Source organism: Fodinibius sp. Rm-B-1B1-1, assembly GCF_038594945.1.
Taxonomy (GTDB): Bacteria; Bacteroidota; Rhodothermia; order Balneolales; family Balneolaceae; genus Fodinibius; species Fodinibius alkaliphilus.
The window spans coordinates 850,539-870,391 of sequence record NZ_JBCFYD010000001.1 but is presented as its reverse complement, the minus strand read 5'-3'; the positions used below and the strand labels follow the sequence as shown (position 1 = coordinate 870,391).

Below are 19,853 nucleotides of genomic sequence, written 5' to 3'. Positions count from 1 at the left end.
AAATGAATAAGCCACGTATTTTATGAAAGAGGTAATCCGCTTTTTACGAGAGGCTCGTATGGGGTATTTGTTGTTTACCTCCTTGCTGATACTTGGTGTGGTATATGGTTCGTTCGAGATTGTTGATCAGACGATACTTTCGTCGGCCGATCAGCAAACCATGCGATGGATGTATTTTAGCCGGGGCGTGATTGTATCGCTTATTCTGATGGTTTGGGCGGCGTGGACTGTTTACAATTACCGGGAGTATTACGAGGACCAGCTGGAAGCCACTAAAATGCGCTATAGTGATATTATTGAACATTCGGCTGATGCCATTATTTCTTTGGATCTGGATAATATGATCACATCGTGGAATAGTGGTGCTGAAAAAATGTTGGGTTGGCAGCGGGATGAAATCATTGGAAAACCCATTAGCGATATTATGCCGGAAGAGCTGATTGAAATGCAAGAGCTTCAGCGCATAAAATCCGACATGCAACGCCGAGGTCATGTTAGTAATTATGAGACCGAGCGCCTGACTAAAAATGGCGAAAGGAAGCTGGTAAACCTTACCGAATCTTATATACGGAATAACAAAGATGAGATTATAGGACGGTCACAGATTTTGCGTGATTTGACGGATATCAAAATGAAGGAGGAGCAGATTCAGCAGTCGGAACGCCTGGCTACAGTAGGTCATATGGCGGCCGGGGTTGCCCATGAGGTAGGTAATCCGTTAACGGCTATATCTTCGCTGGTGCAGGTGTGTCAGCGTAAGACGGATGATGCGTTTGTACAGAATCAGCTTAAAAAAGTGCGTGAGCACATCCAGCGGATAAATAAAATTGTCCGGGATTTAGTCGACTTTTCGCGTCCGTCAAAGATGCAGTCTGAGAATGTGCAAATTAACGAAATTATTGAGTCGGCAGTGGGATTGTTACAGCACGATGCTCGCTGTAAAGATGTGACGTTTGAAATGAATCTTTCCAAAGACTTGCCCTTAATCTCTTGTGTGCCCGATCAAGTCCACCAGGTATTGGTAAATCTGTTGTTAAATGCAGTGGATGCGATGGAAGGGGAGGAAGATCCCAAAGTGACCGTTAAAACAAAAAAAGAGAATGACGCTGCATGGCTTACCGTTACTGATAACGGAAAGGGTATAAAGGAGGAGCATCTGTCTCGGATTTTCGAACCGTTTTTTACCACTAAAGAAGTGGGTACTGGCACGGGGTTGGGACTTTCGGTAAGTCACGGTATCGTCAATAAAATGGGCGGTTCTATTAGCGTGGAGTCGACTTATGGTGAAAAAACAACATTTATCATTCAATTACCGACCAATAATTAGTGTTTATGAATGCATCTATTTTAATAGCGGATGATGAAACAAGTATCAGGGAATCGTTAACTATTGTGTTGGAGGATGAGGGTTACGATTGTACGGCTGTAAAAGATGGCCAGGAAGCTATTGAGGCAATCGACAAGGCCAGCTATGATATCGTTATTACAGATTTAAAGATGCCAAATGCGGATGGTATTGAAGTATTGGATTACGCCCTGAAACACTCTTCTGATACACTTACCATTATTATTACGGCCCACGGTACCATTGAAACAGCTATACAGGCACTCCGAAAAGGAGCAGCTGATTATATTTTAAAGCCGCTCGAATTTGATGAGGTGCTCATCCGCATACAGAACCTGCTGGAGCAAAAAAGTTTAGCCCAGGAAAATAAGTACTTGCGGGAGCAGATCGATAGAGAATACAACTTTAACCATATTATTGGTGAAAGCAAGGCCATGAAGAAGGTTTACAAAATGGTTGAGCGGGTTAGCCAGGCTTCCAGTAATGTGTTGGTAACGGGCCAAAGTGGTACTGGCAAGGAGTTGGTTGCCCGGGCGATTCATTCTAATAGCAAACGATCCAAGAAGCCATTTCTGGCAATCAATTGTGGGGCCATTCCCGAGAATTTGGTAGAATCGGAACTCTTTGGCCATAAGAAAGGGGCGTTTACTGGGGCGAATGAAGATAAGGATGGCGTTTTTGTAGCAGCCCATGGTGGGACGGTCTTTTTGGATGAGGTGGCGGAAATTCCGCTGAATCTACAAGTGAATTTGCTGCGGGTTTTGCAGGAGCGCGAAGTAAAGCCGGTAGGATCTAACAAGCACGTTTCATTTGATACGCGCATTATAGCGGCAACAAATAAGAACCTTGAGAAAGAAGTGGAGGAAGGGAATTTCCGCGATGATTTATATTATCGCCTTAATGTGGTGGAGATTCCCCTGCCGCCGCTTGAGCAGCGCAAAGAGGATATTCCGCTGCTGGCTCATCATTTTCTGCAAAAATATAATAAAGAGCTCAAACGAAATATAAAGGGTATTACCAGTGAAGCCATGGGTGCTATGATGGGATACCAGTGGAAGGGGCAAGTGCGGGAGCTCGAAAATGTTATAGAACGCGCAGTACTGTTAAGTGAAGACGATTTTTTGAGGATTGAGGATCTGCCGGCATCGCTGCGTAAAATATCTGAACACGATGACTTTGAGATTGACAGCGATAAGCTGGATGAGGCTACCCAGGTATTTGAAAAACATCATATCCAAAGTGTGCTTAAACGAACGGAAGGGAATAAGTCGGAGGCGGCGCGCTTATTGGGGATCGATCCCTCTACGTTGTATCGCAAAATGGAACGGTTGGGCGTGTCGGATTAATCGGGCTTAGTTATTCTATTCTTTATTAAGCCTAACGATGACATCAAAATGGACAGTCAGGTTCTTGTCGGCCTTTATTAGGCCAAACATCGCTCGGGGCGGGTCAATATTGTAGGTATCCATGTGGATGGGCTTGCTGCCTTTCACACGAAAGCGCTGGTCATTTAATATTTTACCCTGCACGTTAAATGTTGTGGTGTCCTGTTCTCCTGCAATTTTCATAATACCGCGAGTGCGAATATTCATCCAGCGGGATAAGCTGTCGGAGGGAATTCCTTCCTGTTCCGTTAACGTGGCTTCTAATAACTGATAGCCTATTGTAGAATGCTGCTCTGCTTTTAGTGCTTCATACATATCTTTATTCATAGCACGTTTGCCACAATCAAGTGCGTCAACAGGCAAGATAATGGCGATGCTAACAGTGCCCTGTCCCTGAACGGTAGTTTCAGGATGTTCGGTATTTCCAATTTCTCCTACTCCTGATAGCTGCTGGGCTTTGCATTTAAAGTTGACCATGCTGGCCGATCCCTCAATCCAGAGTTGTGCTCCCTCTTCAATACTTAGGTTGGATGATAAAGACTGCGCCCCGCTTTGGGAAGTGTTCAGAAAGGAAATTAACAGGGTTGATGACAGCAGGAATAGCCATCTAATAGCTGCTAATTTGAAGGAACATTGTGGATATAAAGCGGGACGCATATGAATGTATATGATTAAGATTGTGCTACATAGAACTCAAACGAGATCGTAACTTTTTCGCCGGATTTGATAGTGCCCAGCATAGCAGAGGGAGGATCAACATTGTAATCCTTCATGTTGATTTCGTATTCCCCGGTAAACTTATAAGATTCATTGCCTTGTTGTTCTCCGGTTACAGGCAGTGTTATGCTTTTACTCGTTCCGGCGACAGTAAGGGTTCCATTAATATTCAATTCAATAGTTGATGATGAGTCAGCCGTCGTGAGTTCGGCATTATCCATCTGGAACATGATATTTGGGAAGTCATCAGATTTTAATGCTCCATACATTTTACGGTTCATACCGCCCTTCCCGCTTTCAATACTTTCAACTGGAATGGTCAAAGAGAGGGATTTCACGGGATTATTTTTTGTATCCCCTTCGAGGGCGGAGGCATCGAAATTAATATAAGAACTGAATTTTTCGACATCGGCCGTCCAGTCGTGCAGGGTAGATGTACCCTCGATCTGCATAGTGCTTTTATCTATAATATTGTAGCTGTTCGATTGGGCAAAAACATTTCCGGATAAAGTGAATAGAGCAATTAATAATGTGGTAAATAAAGATTTCATAATAACTCCTTTTGCGATGATTTATGAGTGGTTTGTGTGTTTAGGTTTTATTATTGCAATCACCGTTCCAAACTATATCTACCACCCATTTAATTATGATAATCAGCCTTGTTGGGTTATGGAACAATATTTTGGTGTAGAAAAATTCATTAAAGTAAATTGAGAAAAACGGTCACCTTGCATGCTTGCAAATAATCAGTATCTGTTTTTTTGCAATGCTGCAAAGGCCTTTAGGTATCCATCTATTAGAAGGAATCAAAAGTGGGGGTAACTACTATATAAACGGGGATTTAAGAAAGTTATTAATGATAACTAAAAGTGGTCTCGTAATTGCATTACTACATATGTAACCAGCAATTTTGATGGACTACTCTTTTCATGACGCCTCAATCAATTCTTATTATCGACCAGGAGCAAGCCGTTTGTGATTCGCTTGCATTGGTATTGGGCGAAGAAGGTTTTCGCTGTTTTATCTCTTATAATGCGATTGATGCGCAAGAGGTTCTTACCTCATCAGATATTGATATGGTTATCGTGGACAGCCAGCTGTTAGATCGTAATGGTCTGTTTTCGTATTTGCAGTGCTATTACCCTGCTATTAAGATAATATTGATGAGCTCATATGTTGAGATTGAGGTTACGCAGAAAGCGCTGATAGCTGGTGCTCACGACTTTGTTATGAAGCCCCTCGATTTTAACGAGCTTATCGGTAAGGTTAATTACTACTTCCCTTCTGTGCATCGCTGATTAGGTTGAATGACTCTTTATAGATGGGAATCTTCTCAATGCTATTAGAATAACTCATGCCTTATTTACAGGCAGATGGCATTGTTGTAAATACTTTATTACCTCAGAGGTTAATAATACTTGAATAGATCTCCAGCAAGTAATATCAATTGAAAGGTTACAATAGCCATCAAATAAAAAACGGTGTCGCCTTTTCACAGGCGACACCGCATCAGGGGAATTGGAACTTAGACTTAGGGATAAGTCGGTTGCTCCTCATGGTTAAATACTTGTTAGAAGCTAATTACCGCTTCAAGCATCACACCGTCAAAGTTACCGTCTTCATATTTAGTTCCAACATAGCCATCACCGTTGTAAGATTGTGTTACATACTCCAGTTTAGCCATGACGTTTTTGGTTAAAAACCAGCCGCCACCGATATTGAATCGATCAATTTCGATGTCGCCATTGGTCATTTCACCATCAACCAAGTTGTAACGAGCACCGAGATAGAAATTTTCATTAGCTCCAAAACGATAGAGGGCTTCTGCACCATACTGGTTAAACGTTCGGCTATCGTTTCCTTTGACATTTCCAGAAGTGTTTTCAAACACACCATAGAATTCGAATCCTTGGAACTTGACAAAGGGATTAAGCATAAAGGCAGTCATTTCCCCTGCTGCAGCTGGTTGTCCAAAACCAGGAGTAAAGCTTGGGGCAAAACGTCCACTTCGGAATCCATCATCCATGACACTGTAGTACCGTGAGCCGGCACGATCTCCAGAATACAAGTATATAGATGATGAATTGGATACGTTAAGGATCGATGCACTTAAACGGAAACGCGTGTCTTCGTTCATCTTCTTGTCATAAGCTAACTTACCATAAACAGTGGCGTGTGTCTTAATATCCTTGGCAATAACGCTTTGGTTTAGTTTACCATTGCTCACGCCAAGCATCGCCATCATTCCATTATTATAGTAGTACATCTCACCGGCTACCTCAGTAGTGAAAGAGTCCATGATATAGTTACCTACAAATGGGTTGTGGATGGCAAAAGCGTTATCCGTACGGCGGAAGTGGTTGTCACCGTAGTTGAGTTCCATATGACCAATTTTAATACGCAACTTGTCCATTAAGCCGGAAAGCAGTCCTTCAGAAATAAAGTCAAGTCGATCTACCTGCATGTATCCACTTTTAACATACGCCTCGGTATGGTGTTGCGATGTTAAATACGTACGTAAGTGCATGCGAAGACCGCTGGCCAAAGCTACATCCAGATCTAAGTTAGAAGTAGCAAGGTTGAAATTGTTTTCTAATTCTGGCAGGGTCTTGAAAATTGGATTACCGTTATCATCCGTTCCTGCAAAATATGGATCCCCAGTATTTTCTTGGCTAATTCCTTGAAATTGTAGCGTATTAGCACCACCAATTCGGACATTTAATCCGTCGAACTCAACATCCGTATCAAAGGGAGCTTCAAATTGATTTAGTCCCGTTTGGTCAGGATTGGTATAATACTGCATATCCCGATCGAATTGAGCAGAAGCTATTCCGACCGCCCCGAATACCATTAGGATTGCCAAGCTAATGTACTTGGATATATTGTGTAACGTCTTCATAATAGAACCTCTGGTTATTTTTGTGAGTGTAGATGTTATCTTTTTGTGCTTCGTTAGATAGAATTACAAGATCCGTTCCAAACGGGAGAAGACATGATAATTTTTCAATAATTCTATTTAGAAATGTCTTTTAAAGATGATAGGCACAATAATTATTTGAAATAAATTGTGATTAAATAATGAGGATTTGTCGTCTAAGAATGGGGCATTGCATTATTGCATGGGGATAGCAAACAAATTTTTGCAGATTTGCATAGTGTTATTTCCAACAAAATGCGTACAAATTAAATGACACTTTAACATTGAATTGCTATTTAGTAGCTTGAAGTATAAACCTTAATTAAAAGAGGACAGCTTATGTTTTCTACTATAGGTCGTTATTTATATGCATTGCCATTTGGAGTATTTGGAATTCTACACTTTGTCAATGCAGGGCAAATGGGCGGAATGGTGCCGATTCCCGGTGGCGTATTTTGGGTTTATTTAACGGGATTGGCAATGCTGGCAGCTTGTATAAGTATTCTTATTGAACAAAAGGTGCGATTAGCCACAATTTTACTGGGGGTAATGCTGCTTATTTTTGTATTGAGTATTCACTTGCCGGGTGTAATTGGTGGAGAAATGCAATCCAGTATGCCTAATCTCCTTAAAGATTTAGCGCTGGCAGGGGGAGCTTGGATTATTGCCGGTCAGGCTGAAGGTGACGTAACCGATGAAATCTAAGATATCACTAAACTAATACTCTGATAATTTTAAAAGCCCGCAGTTGCAGCTGCGGGCTTTTTAGTTGATTCTAAATTTCTTTACGCTTTGGCAGGGTTAACCTTTTCGTCGCCCGCCATCCAGTTTGGCACCCAGCTTTGAGCTTTCACTTTCGAGAGTACACTTTCGGCGGCAACATAAACTACCGGGATGAATACTAACGTAACCAATGTGGAAGCTGTTAATCCTCCGATAACAACACGGGCAAGCGAAGCCTGAATTTCAGCCCCAGATCCAATGCCAAATGAGAGCGGCAGAAGTCCCAAAATAGTGGTAAGGGTTGTCATCAAAATAGGTCGCAGTCGCAATCGGCCCGATTCAATGACCGCTTCCCGGATATCCAGGTTATATTCTCTTCTCATCAAGTTAATATAATCGACCAGTACAATGGCATTATTGACGACGATTCCGATGAGCATTACCATTCCCATCATGCTCTGCATATTTATAGTTGTACCGGTAAGCATTAACGTGGGGACGACTCCAATAACTGCCAACGGGACAGAAAACATAACCACCAGCGGATCAAAGAATCGTTCAAATTGAGCAGCCATCACCATGTAGATTAAAAATAAGGCCATAATGATGGACAGTTGGAAATCGGCCGCTGCTTTTTGTTGTTCCTCGTATTCCCCGCCATAGACAATGGAAAACCCATCGGGCAGTGGCATATCAGAAAGCTTAGCCTGAATTTTTTCAACTGCTTCACCGAGGGCCACCCCACTTTCGAGATTGGCCGAGATATACGATACACGCTGGCTGTTTACCCGGTTGATATCGGTTGGTCCGCGCCCTTTTTGTTTTGATACTACAGCAGTAACGGGTAATACTTCGCCATCAGCCGTGGTAATAGAAATATTCTCAAGATCTTTAGGACTAAGACGATCTTCGGGTTGAAGGCGGACCCGAATTGGAAATTCATCTCCACCATCTCGAAACGTTCCGGCCCGGCTACCCCCAATATTGGTCTGAATTACTTGGGCAACTTGGGTTACGGTAAGTCCAAGATCGGCAATTTTTTCTCGATCAAAAACAAAGTTCTCCTCAGGACGTCCTTCCCGCCGGTCAGTTCTTACGCCCTCAACTTCAGGGATTTCTTCCATGCGACGTTTTATCTCCTCTGATAGTTCTTTGGCCTGATCCAAGTCATAACCACGCAGTTGTACTTCAACCGCTTCACCACCGCCTGATCCAAAGATGCGTCGCAATATCCAAAGTCCGGATTGCGCACTAACGCGGATATCTCCCCCCGGTACCGTTCCGGCTACTTTTTTGCGAAGCTGATCAGCAAGTTTTGAGGTACTTATAGATCGCTCAGAAGCATCAACCATTGCGATCTCAACCTCAGCCCGGCCATCACGAACCTCAGTAGTAAGGTGTTCGACATCTTCCATGGGTAAGTGGGCTCGTACCACCGTTTCAAGTTCCTTAAGATACTCATTCTGTACAGCGATATTGGTGCCTTCAGCCATCATAAAATCAATATCGATTTCATCGGCATCAGACTGTGGCGCGAGTTCTACAGGGATAAGCGGAACGAGCAGTATTGATCCAACAACCAACACTCCGGTGATAGAAAAAACGGCTGGTTTGTGCTTTAGGGTGTAGTCAATGAATTGGGTATAGCGGTGCTCCAGAATTCTAAATATCCGTTGGAACCAGCTCTTCTTAGTAGCTTCTTTAGATTCGTCGGGTTGTACCGTTAAGAATCTGCTGCACAGCATGGGCACCAGCGTAAGAGCAACAAAGAGAGAGCAAGCCAAAGCAAATACCACGACAAGCGCAAGTTCCTGGAAAATACTGCCTGAAATGGTCTGCATAAAGACGACCGGCAGAAAGATAACCGAAGTCGTAATGGTTGAAGCAATAATGGCGCCGCCTACTTCACGGGTACCAACCAGGGCACTGGTTTTTAAATCTTTGCCACGCTCCTCCCTGAGCCTGATAATATTTTCAAGTACTACAATGGCGTTGTCAACAATCAGGCCCACCCCCAGGGCAAGTCCGCCAAAGCTCATTTGGTTGAGGGTCAGTCCATTAAAATACAGTAGTCCAAAGGTGGCAATAATAGATATGGGAATGGCCAGCGAAATAATAAAGGTAGATGAACCATTTCGCAGGAAAATATATAGCACAACAATGGCCAATAAAGCTCCCCAGATAGCTGAACTCTGGACGTTATCAATAGAGTTTTGAATAAACTCACTTTGGTCGGTCGTGACAAAAAGATTCATATCCCGCCGTTCATTATTCACTTTTTCAATCTCCTGGCGGATATCTTCTGCTACTGCAACAGTGTTAGCTCCTGTTTGTTTGCGGATACCAAAGCGAACCATCGGCTTTTCATCAATGGTAACGAGGCGATTTAAATCCTCATAGCCCCATCGAACTTCGGCTACATCTTTCACGCGGATAGGTTTGCCATCAACCATCCGGATAATGGTATTTGCTATTTGATTAATATTCTCATATTCACCCAGAGTGCGCACATAAAGTGACTGTACACCTGAGTTTACATTTCCGCCCGGCAGGTTAACGTTTTCACTGGCTATGGCTTGTTGGATATCAGCCGATGAAAGTCCACTTGCAATAAGTCGATCCCTTTTGATTTCAACATGTACTTCTTTGTATACACCACCCCAGATATCGATAGAGCCAACACCGGGAATTTGTTCAAACCGTTTCGTAACTTCACGATCAAGGACCTGGGTAAGCTCTTGAAGATTTCTCTCTGAATTAGCTCCTACAATAACAATGGGGAAATTATTGGGATCAAACTTCCAGATGCGCGGTGGTTCGGCTTCTGGAGGGAGCTCATCCCGGACGCGGTCAAGGGCCGCTCGGATATCATTAGCTGCTACATCAATATCGGTACCTTGGGCGAACTCAAGCGTTACTCGACTTTGTCCTTCTGATGAACTCGATCGCACGCGTTCAACACCCGGCACACCAGCGATGGTATTTTCAATTCGCTGGGTAATGATGGTTTCAATTTCTTCGGGACCCACATTGGGATATTCTGTTGCTACTGTTAATTGTGGGTATTCAACGGGAGGTAAGAGGTCTACAGGTAAGTATCGAAATGATATTACCCCCAATACGATGATGATTAAAAAGAGCATCGTAGTAGCAATGGGTCGATCAACAGCTGTTTCGGTAATTTTCATAGCGTTAGGTGGTCAATAGGGAATAAAAATTATTGTCTCGCAGAGTCATTGAGGTTACCCTCACGGTCTAACACATGTTGCAATAAATCTTGTCGTTGTAGGCCTTGAAGTGCTAAAATACGTTCCCAGGAGCTTGTGCGTACTCTGGCTTGTTCACTTCCCTGGGCTAACAGATTTTGGCCAACAGTAACAATCCAACTACCGGGGTCAACTCCTGAAATACCAACCTCCATTCGCCCTTCGGCGATAACATCTACTGGCTTAAACTGTATTTCGGTTGGTTCGGTAAGCGGCGGGGGATTTTCAGGGTCAACCTGTTCGGGCGGCTGTATTTCAGACCCCAGGGAGGTAGCAACAAATACGCCATCTTCTCCTGTTGTTGGATCGTTATAAACAGCGCTTGTTGGAACTATAGTGGCTTGCTGGCTTTCACCATAAAGGATATCAACGGGAACAAACATTCCCGGGCGTAACTTATTATTGCCATTTGAAATATCAATTTCCCCCTCGGTACTTCGGGTGACGTTATTTAGGAAGGGAGAAATTCTTGATAGTTCGGCTTTTATGTAATCGCTGTTGTTGGCATTTGACCCAGTATAAACATGGGCGGTTTGTCCAACTTCGATATTGTCGAGCATCTGATCGGTAAGCACAACTTCTACCCGCAGGTTGCTGAGGTCACCAATAGTAAATAGTTGGGTGCTGCTATTAACTTGCATCCCGGTTTCTGCATTGCGTTGACCAACCGTTCCCGAAATGGGAGCTTTGATGACTGTTTTCGAAAGTAAATCTTGTTGTTCCTCTAAGCTTGACTGTGCCTGATCGAGTTGGGCTTCAGCCAGTTCCACATCCGCTTCAGCCGAACTCATTTGAGCTTGAATAGTTTCAAGTTCCAGTTCACTTGATAGTTCTCGGTCGCTTAATTGTTTGGTTCGTTTATATTGTGCCTCCAGTTCGCTGTAACGGGCTTTGGCTTGTTTGAGGCGGGCCTCGTTAATCCGCATATTTGCCCTTGCCTGTTGAACTTGTTCACGGTATTGATTATCGGCAAGTGAGACTATCGGATCCCCTTCCTCAACATATTGCCCATTCTGAACATGAACAGTCGCAATTTTTCCTGAAATTTCGGGATACAAGGCGACTTGGTTTTTGGCATAGACGGTTCCGCTCAGCCGTTCAGAAAGAGGCAACGTGCCGAGACGAGATTTTACTGCTTCAACTGATGGAACAGAGGCAGATGGATTACCCATTGCAGGACCCTCTGATGATTCGGAATCACTCGAGCATGAAATGATTATGACTGATAAAAATAGTATTGATGATAAATAGAATAACTTTTTTAATAGGGGGAGCTTCATAAATGAGAACTGAAATTCTTGTTTACGGATCATAATGATACAATCAAAAAATTAACCGAAATGTTCATTATAAAATGTAATAGGATGTTATACTTTATTACGGACTAATTTACTACATGATTTTGAAGGAAATCTGAACGTTTAAGCAGTTAGGAAAATGATGAGCATTTGCGGATCGTAGCTGTTTTATATGTTGAAAAGGATTAACAAATAACTACGATATTCAAGCTTGTTATCGTCTAATACCTGTGCATACTTTATCGACAGATTTTAAATTATATTTCTATAGATGGATACCGTTACACAACTCACATTGGGCGCCGCAGTCGGAGAGGCTGTTTTGGGAACGAAGATTGGAAATAAAGCAGCTTTCTGGGGAGCGGCCTTGGGTGTTATGCCAGATTTAGATGTGCTGGCCTCTCCTTTCGTATCGGAAGTTCAGGCCTTAGCTATTCATCGTGGGATTACACACTCCTTATTTTTTGTCGTTGCTGTTGCACCTATTTTAGGATGGGTACTGCATCGCTACGTTAAAGGTAGTGCCTCTTGGAAACAATGGTTGTGGTTGGTGTTTTGGGTGGTACTGACACATATTTTTATTGACGTTTGCACGAGCTATGGCACTCAGGTTTTTCAACCGTTTAGTAACTATTCTCTCAGCTTTAATTCTATCTTTATTATTGATCCTTTATATACCCTGCCTTTGTTGGGCGGGGTGATAACAGCCTTATTTCTGAATCGTCATTCCAAAGCGAGGTCTTTGGCAAACTGGATTGGCATTGGGATTAGTACTTTTTATCTGTTACTGGGTTTTGGAATAAAACATCACGTAAATAATGTGTTTCAAGAAAACTTTGTGAAGCAGAATATTGCTCCCGAGCAATTTATGACGACCCCTTCGCCCTTAAATATTTTGCTGTGGAATGGTTATGCGGAATCCCAAGATACGTTGTATGTAGGGTTGTATTCTGTTTTTGATGATAATCGACAGATCGAATTTAAATCTATTCCTCAAAATAAAAAACTGCTGAAACCATTTGATGATCAGTTGCCTGTAGAGCGATTGATCTGGTTTTCGCGTGGTTATTATGCCGCTGATAAAATTGGCAGTGAGCTTATTGTTCATGATTTACGCTTTGGTCGCTCCGATCTTTGGCTTACCGATGGTGATGCTCCTTTTGTATGGAATTATCGCCTGGAGTTTAATGGTGATTCAACACGCGTAACAGGATTTGAACAGTTTGAACCCAGTTTTGATATGCGTACCGAAATGTGGAATCGGTTGTTTAAAAGAATGGTAGGGCAGAAATAAATTAGTGGTGTTGGGTGGCAAGGTATTACTACAGCTATCCCAAAATAAAAGGGGGCGCTGTTTCAGAAAACAGCCCCCCAATGGCAATGCGTTTTTACCTTCGATTATGAATTATCATCACCGTTATCATTGTCGGGATTATCCCCTACCTGCGGGGGCAATTCAACGCCAGACATATTTTTGAAAACCTCAAGCATTTCCATGGGCAGCGGTAAGAAAGCGAATGTCGTATTTTCTTCGCTAATATCACTCATCGTTTGTAGGAAACGAAGTTGCAGAGCCATAGGTGCTTGTTTCATCATGGTAGCAGCTTCAACGAGGCGTTCGGCGGCCTGAAATTCCCCTTCGGCATTAATGACTTTTGCACGACGATCTCGTTCGGTTTCGGCCTGACGTGCCATTGCGCGTTTCATATTCTCGGGTAAGACGACATCACGGACTTCTACCGATACCACCTTGATGCCCCAGGGGTCGGTCTGCCGATCAATAATTTCCTGAATATTTTTATTGACTTTATCACGCTCTGCCAGTAATTCGTCGAGTTCTACCTGGCCTACAATGCTACGTAGAGTGGTTTGTGCCAGCATAGAAGTGGCATGAATATATTTCTCAACCTGGATGGTCGCCGCCTCGGCGTCGATAACCCGGAAAAAAGTAATAGCATCCACATGTACTGTTACATTGTCTTTGGTGATAACCTCTTGCCGGTCTACGTTTATGGTTAATACCCGTAGGTCAACGCGCTCAATTTTATCAATGAAGGGAATCAGCATGATAAGGCCAGGGCCTTTGGTTTTATGAAATTTTCCAAGCCGAAATACAACGGCACGTTCATATTCCCGGAGAATTTTAAAAATCTGCGGAAGCAGTATCGCGGCCAAAACCGCAATAGTGACTATCCAGGTAATCATATCAAAAAATTGGTTCGAACTTTCCATAAAGCCTCGTTTTTAGGGATTGGTTAATACTATTAAATAAAGTGTTATGCTGTGTTTGAAGAATTCGTTACAGGTTTTACCCTCATTTTAAGTCCCTCCACTTCTACGATTTCGCACTCTTCGCCCTCTTCAATAGTGTCATCGCTGGTGGCATCCCAATATTCACCGCTCACAAAAACCTTTCCATGGTGATTGTCGATTTTATCAACGACCTCCGCCCGTTTGCCAACCATAGCATGCTTCCCAGTTTTACTTTCGGTAAACTGGGCTCGAATACCTTCGGTAACAATCCAAACGAAAAAGAGGGCTGTTAGTATTGTTGCTGGAACGAGCCAAGCCCATGAAAGCTCCATCGATTCGGGAAGATCCTGAAAAAGCATGAGTGCTCCCAAGAAAAAGGAAACAGATCCCCCGGCAATAAGGAGGCCAAAAGTGGGGGTAAATGCTTCGGCGATAAACAGGATAATTGCCAATCCGATAAGAGCAAAACCAGCAATGTTTATAGGCATAGCAGCTGAGGCGTACAATACCAATACAAGGGCAATTACACCTGCTACGCCAGGGACGATAGCACCGGGATTGGTTACCTCTCCGATAATGCCATAGATAGCAATCATGGTGAGTATTAGCATAACTTCGGGACGCATGATAAAACCTAAAAACTGTTCGGCAAGATTGGTAGGAATTTCCGTTATCGTAGCATTTTGAGTTGTCAGCGTATCGCCGTTGATTACCTGTCCGTCAAGTTCTTGGAGTAGAGTATTCCGGTCGTTAGCAATAAGATCGATAACATTTAACTCAAGTGCTTCGTCAGCAGTAATGGATTCTCCATCACGTACAGCGGATATCGCCCATTCGGCATTGCGGTCGCGACGGTTAGCAATGCTTTCGATAAAACTTTCGGAATAATTAAAGATTTTCTTCTGCATTACCGAGTCGGTTTGCCCGCCCATCTGTACCGGTGAAGCAGCTCCGATTGTGGTAGTGGGAGCCATCGCGGCTATGTGGGCGGCCATGGTAATAAAGGTGCCGGCACTGGCTGCTCGTGCACCTTCTGGTGCAACATATACGACAATCGGTAAGTCATCTGATTCGAGAAAAGCCTGAACAATATTTTTGGTAGATTCCAGCAATCCGCCCGGAGTATCTAACTGTATAATAAGAAGTTCGGCTCCTTGCTCCCTGGCAGTTTTGATCCCCCGATTAATATAGTTGGTTGTTGTAGGAGAAATAGACCCTTCTACCGAAATCATTGTAACAACCGGTTGCTGTTGTAAGGTATCTGAGCGGGCCGAATCTTGGACTGATCTTGACATAGGTGTGTCTGCCTGGCTGGCCGTGCCAGAGATAAGTAATATGAAAAATGTAAGAGCAATTAATCGTTTCATATCATAAAGTTATCAAAAAGCATGTCAGAAACAATATCAAGTTGCGTAGAATACTAGCATGTTGAAAAATAAGTGACCAATACACAAACAAACATCATTTAGATATGAAAACATAACTATGATATAAAACTGTTGTTCTATTATTCTTATGTATGTCCGAGCTAACTGCCTAATTAATGTTTTGCTGTTTCATTAAATATCAATTAGGTTAGACCAAAATACTGACTAACTGTTTAGTTCTATGAGTGAATCAGCTAAAAGTACCCGGCAGGAAATTATAGAAGCATCTCGCAAAGAGTTCTTGGTTCATGGTTATGAGGGAGCCCGCCTCCACAATATTGCCGAGCATATTGGGGTTACCAAGGCTATGATCCATTATTATTTTAATACGAAGCGCGAACTATTTGAGCATGTGTATAAAGAATCTGTGGATGAAATATATTGTGAGCTCAATAATATTTTTGCTGAGGAGCTACCGTTGCTCAAAAAAATTGAGATGCTGGTAGAACACTGTTTGCAAAAAGCAGATGAAGATCCACAAGTTCTTTCATTTGTAATTACCGAGAGCAGGAGAAAATCTGAGTGGCTGCAACCTATTATTAACGATAAGGTTAAGTTGGAGTTGTCAGATTTTGAGGCGGAGTTGAATAAGGCTGCTTCAAACTATCAGGTTGCGTCGGTAACGGTGCATGATTTACTAATGAATATCTTTGCTCTTTGTTACTATCCAGCTCTTGCAGGCCCCATTCATGAATCAATATTTGATTCTAATAAAAGAGATGTTCAAGGAGATATGTCCCAAAATAGGAAAGGGGTTATTTTGGATACGGTTTTTAATTGGTTGACCGCTTAATAGATTGTAGGTTGGATTAACTTCAGAAAAAATTAATACAATTTGTCTGACATTTAAATAGAGCTTTATATATTATTAAAGTCCTGAAAGAGTCTCCAGAAATTACTCGGGACTAAAATAATAAACGGCTATTATGGGCGCTAAAACTACTCGTCTGCTTGCGGCTGTGATGTTTACTGACATTGTTGGCTACACGGCTATGATGCAGGAGGACGAAGAAAATGCAAACGAACAAAAGGAACGGCAGCGTCAGGTGCTTCGAGAGGGGGCGAAAGAATTTGATGGCAAGGTACTACATTACTACGGTGATGGGGCACTAACTATTTTCAGCAGTGCTTATAATGCAGTCAGGTGTGGCATAAAAATTCAGGAGGAGCTGGTTGATCCCTTTCTGCCAATGCGTATAGGTATTCATATAGGAGATGTCGTATATGATAATGAAGATGTATATGGGGATGCCGTCAATATAGCATCGCGATTAGAAGAGATGGCTGTTTCCGGGGGGATTCTTATATCACAAAAAGTATTAGATGAGATAAAAAACCATCGGAATATTCAGACGAAAGAGCTGGGAGTTTTTGATATTAAAAATGTTAAGCAGCCTATTTCAATATTCGCGATTGCAAATGAGGGGATTAATGTGCCCTCAGCAAGGGAAATAAAAGCAAAAAGTGGGAGACGGAAAGACCGTATTGCTGTTCTGCCCTTTGTAAATATGAGTGATGAAAAAGGATTTGATTATTTTGGAGATGGATTAACTGAAGAACTTATCAATGGGCTGACGAAAATGGAACAGCTCGATGTTACTTCACGGACTTCAGTTTTTTCTTATAAAGGACGTAATGAAGATGTTCGGACCATTGGTGAAAAGTTAATGGTCAGCCACGTACTTGAAGGAAGCGTACGTAAAAATAAAGATAAGATTCGGGTTACGGCTCAGCTTATTGAAACGAGCGGCGGATTTCATTTATGGTCGGAAACTTACGAACGGCATCTAAAAGATATTTTTGAAATTCAGGATGGATTAACGGGAGAGATTCTACAAAAAATAAGGCGTTCTTTTGAGGATACGACACCTGAAGAAGACCAGTTTTCCACCCCGACCTCTAACACTGATGAGGGGTATGAGAGCTATTTGGAGGGCAATTTTGAGCTTCAAAAGTATACGGTTTCTTCTATTCGCAAAGCCATGAGCTTATTTAATACGGCAGTCGATATCAATCCCAATGATATTCGACCTCAATTAGGACTGGCTAAGTGTTTTCTCTTTTTGGGAATTTTGGGACAAATGTCACCGCAGCGAGCATATAGAAAGACCGAAGAACATGTACATCAGGTGTTAGACCTGGAGCCAGATAACGATATCGGGCAAGCGATTAAAGGGATTTCTATTGCATTGCAAACTCATGATTATGATGAGGCAAATGACTGGTTTGCCCGGGCCATAGAAGAAAAGGCCGATGCCGAAACTTGTTACTTTTACTTTTTATTTTTGAATATGCTTGGTAAAAAGCATTTGAGCTTGCTTTGGATGGAACAGGCTTTGGTCTTGGAGCCTACTAACACGCTTTATAATGCAGAATTAGCCCGAGCTTACTATATCAACAATCGATATGCCGAAGCTCTGGAGCAGTATAATTATACTCTTGGCCTTGACTCGGTATTTTTACCTGCTATCGAGGGAAAAGGATGGACATTTGTGGCAATGAATCAGCTTAAAAAAGCGCACAAAGCATTCGAGAATTATCAAAAGCTCGTTTCACAAGAGCAGAGGAATATTCCTCACTTGGGGTATATTTCAGCGCGGTTAGGGATGCATGAAATGGCTAAACATTTTTTGGAAGAGCTACAGCTTGGGGACGTCAGCGATTCTTATATTGCATCACCGGTAGATATTGCATTGATATTTTTGGGGATGAAAAAAATAGATGAGGTTTTCTTTTATTTAAAACGTGCCGCTGATGATAGGATTGGCAAGTTCTATTTTATATTAGCAGATCCTGTTTGGGATGAAATAAAAGATGATCCCCGTTATGATGAATTGCTAAGCCAGCTTAATATCCATGATGTTCAAGATATTTCATTGACTACTCCGGTAGGTTAAAATAAGTGTTTAAAATTCACCGGTGATATTAGTTCGCTGCCAGTTTTTGAATTTTCTCCCGAAGTACCGACAAAATGAGCTCTATTTCTGTTAAATGAGTGCGAAAGTTAAGTACGGCTGCCCTTAGGAACACCGTTCCATTAATATGAGTGGAGGATAAAAAAACACGGCCATCACGGTGGATTTCATTCACCAGCTTTTTGTTGAATTTATTGGCATCGTCAGAATCTGGTACGTACCGAAAGAAGGCGACTGAAAGTTCGGGTTTTGGTCCAACTTCAATACCGTCAATCTGTTGGATCTTATTATAAAAATAGCGAGTCAGTAAAAGTTTTTCATCCAGCGCGGCACGGAAGGGTTGAACTCCAAAAAGCTGAAGCGGCAACCACATCCGTAATCCCCGAAAGTGCTTGGAAAGCTCTGGTGAAAGATCAGCGGGTGATGCTTCTTCGGTAGCTTTAAGTGTATCTTGCAGATAATTGGCCGTCATGTGCTGGGAGTCGTACAATTTTTGTCCATCCTTTACGAGTAGTGCGCCCGATCCATACGGCAAGAACAATCCCTTATGGGGATCGATGGTAGCCGAGTCTGATTTTTCAATACCTGCCATCATTTCTTTTCCGTGTTTAGTAAGTAGGAAAAAGCCGCCGTATGCTGCATCTACATGAAACCAGAGGTTATGCTGATCTGCGATGTTGCCAATGTCATTGAGTGGATCAACCGCTCCCAGATCCGTGGTTCCTGCTGATGCAAAGATTGTTAGTGGAATAAGTCCATCAGATTTATCCACTTTAATTTGTTCTTCAAGTGCCTTGGCTTTCATACGAAAACGGTCGTCCATGGGAATGGTACGAATTGTTGCTTCCCGAAGTCCGGCAAACTTAATGGCTTTTATCACGCAATGATGTACCTGTTGGGTAGTATAGATGACGGTTCGTTCAAAATCCTTTGCTTTAATACCCGAATTGTCGCGAGCTATAACAAGCGCAATGAGATTAGCAAGTGATCCGCCCGATGTAAGGTTGCCTGCCGCTCCATCAGGGTAGCCGACGAGATCATTCATCCAGCGGATACACATATTTTCGATGCGTACGGCGCCGGGCGACGAAAAGAAAACACCAGTGTAGCGATTAGTGACGGCAGCCAGGTAATCGGCAATGGCCGAGGGATAAAGCCCACCGCCCGGTATGTACCCGGCATGCTTGCCCGAAGCAGGATTGAGGCCCGGTTTATCTACTTCTAACTGTAGAACTTTCAGTAGCTCTTCAAACTCCCGAGGGTTTTCATCAAAGGGCAGTTCGTAAACGCCCTTACCCATAGAGTTCGAATCCACATAAGCCGATTGCTCGGAAAGCGTTTCCAAGAAATCCTCTCCATAATCTTGGGCCTTTTCAAACATAGCACTCCGTTCTTTCGCAGAAGTTTCAAGTTGACGGGCCTGTTGTTCAAGTTCTTTGATCTGTTGTTGCATAGATGATTGAGAGAATCATATCATTTTAAAAAGTGACCAATACTTCCGAAGTGTCGGAAACTTAGTGCCGGAAAACAAAAATTAGCTCATGAAACTAAAACAAAGCGGAATTTTTTACGTTTAACAGAGAGTAAAAACAACGCCAAAATTTATA

15 protein-coding genes are annotated in these 19,853 nt (G+C 42.6%); 7 read left to right on the top strand and 8 right to left on the bottom strand.

The genetic code is table 11. The annotated features are described in order from the left end of the window. The first annotated feature begins 22 nt into the window (after positions 1-22). Together AAFH98_RS04020 and AAFH98_RS04015 are read left to right on the top strand one after the other, a co-directional pair. Positions 23-1,327, top strand: a complete 1,305-nt coding sequence (locus AAFH98_RS04020; protein ID WP_342521391.1) for a two-component system sensor histidine kinase NtrB — start codon at positions 23-25, stop codon at positions 1,325-1,327. A gap of 5 nt (positions 1,328-1,332) precedes the next feature. Next, on the top strand, positions 1,333-2,691 hold the full coding sequence (locus AAFH98_RS04015; RefSeq protein WP_342521390.1) for a sigma-54-dependent transcriptional regulator: 1,359 nt from the start codon (positions 1,333-1,335) through the stop codon (positions 2,689-2,691). A gap of 15 nt (positions 2,692-2,706) precedes the next feature. On the opposite strand, the gene AAFH98_RS04010 is transcribed toward AAFH98_RS04015, so the two are convergent. Beyond that, entirely contained in the window at positions 2,707-3,387 is a 681-nt protein-coding gene (locus tag AAFH98_RS04010) for a hypothetical protein (protein WP_342521389.1), read from the bottom strand. Between the two features lie 14 nt (positions 3,388-3,401). After that, a complete protein-coding gene (locus AAFH98_RS04005) occupies positions 3,402-3,998 on the bottom strand; it encodes a YceI family protein (RefSeq protein WP_342521388.1) in 597 nt (198 codons plus the stop codon). A gap of 378 nt (positions 3,999-4,376) precedes the next feature. Between AAFH98_RS04005 and AAFH98_RS04000 the strand changes: the two genes are divergently transcribed. Beyond that, the gene (locus AAFH98_RS04000) at positions 4,377-4,745 is read left to right on the top strand and encodes a response regulator (protein WP_342521387.1); all 369 of its coding nucleotides are present in this window, start codon (positions 4,377-4,379) and stop codon (positions 4,743-4,745) included. A 272-nt stretch (positions 4,746-5,017) separates the two neighbouring features. Here the strand turns inward: AAFH98_RS04000 and AAFH98_RS03995 are convergent, their stop codons facing one another. Then, positions 5,018-6,346 carry a hypothetical protein gene (locus AAFH98_RS03995; RefSeq protein ID WP_342521386.1) on the bottom strand — a complete coding sequence of 443 codons (1,329 nt, stop codon included), beginning with the start codon at positions 6,344-6,346 and terminating at the stop codon, positions 5,018-5,020. 357 nt (positions 6,347-6,703) lie between these two features. Here AAFH98_RS03995 and AAFH98_RS03990 point away from each other — a divergent pair, with 357 nt between their 5' ends. Then, positions 6,704-7,069 (top strand): DoxX family protein, encoded by a 366-nt coding sequence (locus AAFH98_RS03990; protein WP_342521385.1) that lies wholly within the window; start codon positions 6,704-6,706, stop codon positions 7,067-7,069. A gap of 80 nt (positions 7,070-7,149) precedes the next feature. Here AAFH98_RS03990 and AAFH98_RS03985 read toward each other — a convergent pair whose 3' ends face one another. Together AAFH98_RS03985 and AAFH98_RS03980 are read right to left on the bottom strand one after the other, a co-directional pair. Beyond that, positions 7,150-10,275 carry an efflux RND transporter permease subunit gene (locus tag AAFH98_RS03985; RefSeq protein ID WP_342521384.1) on the bottom strand — a complete coding sequence of 1,042 codons (3,126 nt, stop codon included), beginning with the start codon at positions 10,273-10,275 and terminating at the stop codon, positions 7,150-7,152. 29 nt (positions 10,276-10,304) lie between these two features. After that, positions 10,305-11,525, bottom strand: a complete 1,221-nt coding sequence (locus tag AAFH98_RS03980) for an efflux RND transporter periplasmic adaptor subunit (RefSeq protein ID WP_342521383.1) — start codon at positions 11,523-11,525, stop codon at positions 10,305-10,307. A gap of 397 nt (positions 11,526-11,922) precedes the next feature. Here AAFH98_RS03980 and AAFH98_RS03975 point away from each other — a divergent pair, with 397 nt between their 5' ends. Further along, positions 11,923-12,945, top strand: coding sequence for a metal-dependent hydrolase (locus tag AAFH98_RS03975; RefSeq protein ID WP_342521382.1), 1,023 nt, complete (start codon positions 11,923-11,925; stop codon positions 12,943-12,945). Between the two features lie 104 nt (positions 12,946-13,049). Here AAFH98_RS03975 and AAFH98_RS03970 read toward each other — a convergent pair whose 3' ends face one another. Together AAFH98_RS03970 and AAFH98_RS03965 are read right to left on the bottom strand one after the other, a co-directional pair. Beyond that, entirely contained in the window at positions 13,050-13,883 is an 834-nt protein-coding gene (locus tag AAFH98_RS03970) for a slipin family protein (RefSeq protein ID WP_342521381.1), read from the bottom strand. Between the two features lie 44 nt (positions 13,884-13,927). Then, on the bottom strand, positions 13,928-15,271 hold the full coding sequence (locus tag AAFH98_RS03965) for an NfeD family protein (protein ID WP_342521380.1): 1,344 nt from the start codon (positions 15,269-15,271) through the stop codon (positions 13,928-13,930). A 241-nt stretch (positions 15,272-15,512) separates the two neighbouring features. Between AAFH98_RS03965 and AAFH98_RS03960 the strand changes: the two genes are divergently transcribed. Then, a complete protein-coding gene (locus AAFH98_RS03960) occupies positions 15,513-16,124 on the top strand; it encodes a TetR/AcrR family transcriptional regulator (protein ID WP_342521379.1) in 612 nt (203 codons plus the stop codon). Positions 16,125-16,257: 133 nt separating this feature from the next. Continuing rightward, positions 16,258-18,228, top strand: coding sequence for an adenylate/guanylate cyclase domain-containing protein (locus AAFH98_RS03955; RefSeq protein WP_342521378.1), 1,971 nt, complete (start codon positions 16,258-16,260; stop codon positions 18,226-18,228). A gap of 28 nt (positions 18,229-18,256) precedes the next feature. Here the strand turns inward: AAFH98_RS03955 and AAFH98_RS03950 are convergent, their stop codons facing one another. After that, positions 18,257-19,699 carry a pyridoxal phosphate-dependent decarboxylase family protein gene (locus AAFH98_RS03950; protein WP_342521377.1) on the bottom strand — a complete coding sequence of 481 codons (1,443 nt, stop codon included), beginning with the start codon at positions 19,697-19,699 and terminating at the stop codon, positions 18,257-18,259. Positions 19,700-19,853 lie beyond the last annotated feature (154 nt).

What these genes read in the sequence shown, in the direction of transcription:
- AAFH98_RS04020 (WP_342521391.1), top strand. Translation starts at nt 23, where the DNA reads ATGAAAGAGGTAATCCGCTTTTTACGAGAGGCTCGTATGGGGTATTTG.
- AAFH98_RS04015 (WP_342521390.1), top strand. Translation starts at nt 1,333, where the DNA reads ATGAATGCATCTATTTTAATAGCGGATGATGAAACAAGTATCAGGGAA.
- AAFH98_RS04010 (WP_342521389.1), bottom strand. Translation starts at nt 3,387, where the DNA reads ATGCGTCCCGCTTTATATCCACAATGTTCCTTCAAATTAGCAGCTATT.
- AAFH98_RS04005 (WP_342521388.1), bottom strand. Translation starts at nt 3,998, where the DNA reads ATGAAATCTTTATTTACCACATTATTAATTGCTCTATTCACTTTATCC.
- AAFH98_RS04000 (WP_342521387.1), top strand. Translation starts at nt 4,377, where the DNA reads ATGACGCCTCAATCAATTCTTATTATCGACCAGGAGCAAGCCGTTTGT.
- AAFH98_RS03995 (WP_342521386.1), bottom strand. Translation starts at nt 6,346, where the DNA reads ATGAAGACGTTACACAATATATCCAAGTACATTAGCTTGGCAATCCTA.
- AAFH98_RS03990 (WP_342521385.1), top strand. Translation starts at nt 6,704, where the DNA reads ATGTTTTCTACTATAGGTCGTTATTTATATGCATTGCCATTTGGAGTA.
- AAFH98_RS03985 (WP_342521384.1), bottom strand. Translation starts at nt 10,275, where the DNA reads ATGAAAATTACCGAAACAGCTGTTGATCGACCCATTGCTACTACGATG.
- AAFH98_RS03980 (WP_342521383.1), bottom strand. Translation starts at nt 11,525, where the DNA reads ATGGGTAATCCATCTGCCTCTGTTCCATCAGTTGAAGCAGTAAAATCT.
- AAFH98_RS03975 (WP_342521382.1), top strand. Translation starts at nt 11,923, where the DNA reads ATGGATACCGTTACACAACTCACATTGGGCGCCGCAGTCGGAGAGGCT.
- AAFH98_RS03970 (WP_342521381.1), bottom strand. Translation starts at nt 13,883, where the DNA reads ATGGAAAGTTCGAACCAATTTTTTGATATGATTACCTGGATAGTCACT.
- AAFH98_RS03965 (WP_342521380.1), bottom strand. Translation starts at nt 15,271, where the DNA reads ATGAAACGATTAATTGCTCTTACATTTTTCATATTACTTATCTCTGGC.
- AAFH98_RS03960 (WP_342521379.1), top strand. Translation starts at nt 15,513, where the DNA reads ATGAGTGAATCAGCTAAAAGTACCCGGCAGGAAATTATAGAAGCATCT.
- AAFH98_RS03955 (WP_342521378.1), top strand. Translation starts at nt 16,258, where the DNA reads ATGGGCGCTAAAACTACTCGTCTGCTTGCGGCTGTGATGTTTACTGAC.
- AAFH98_RS03950 (WP_342521377.1), bottom strand. Translation starts at nt 19,699, where the DNA reads ATGCAACAACAGATCAAAGAACTTGAACAACAGGCCCGTCAACTTGAA.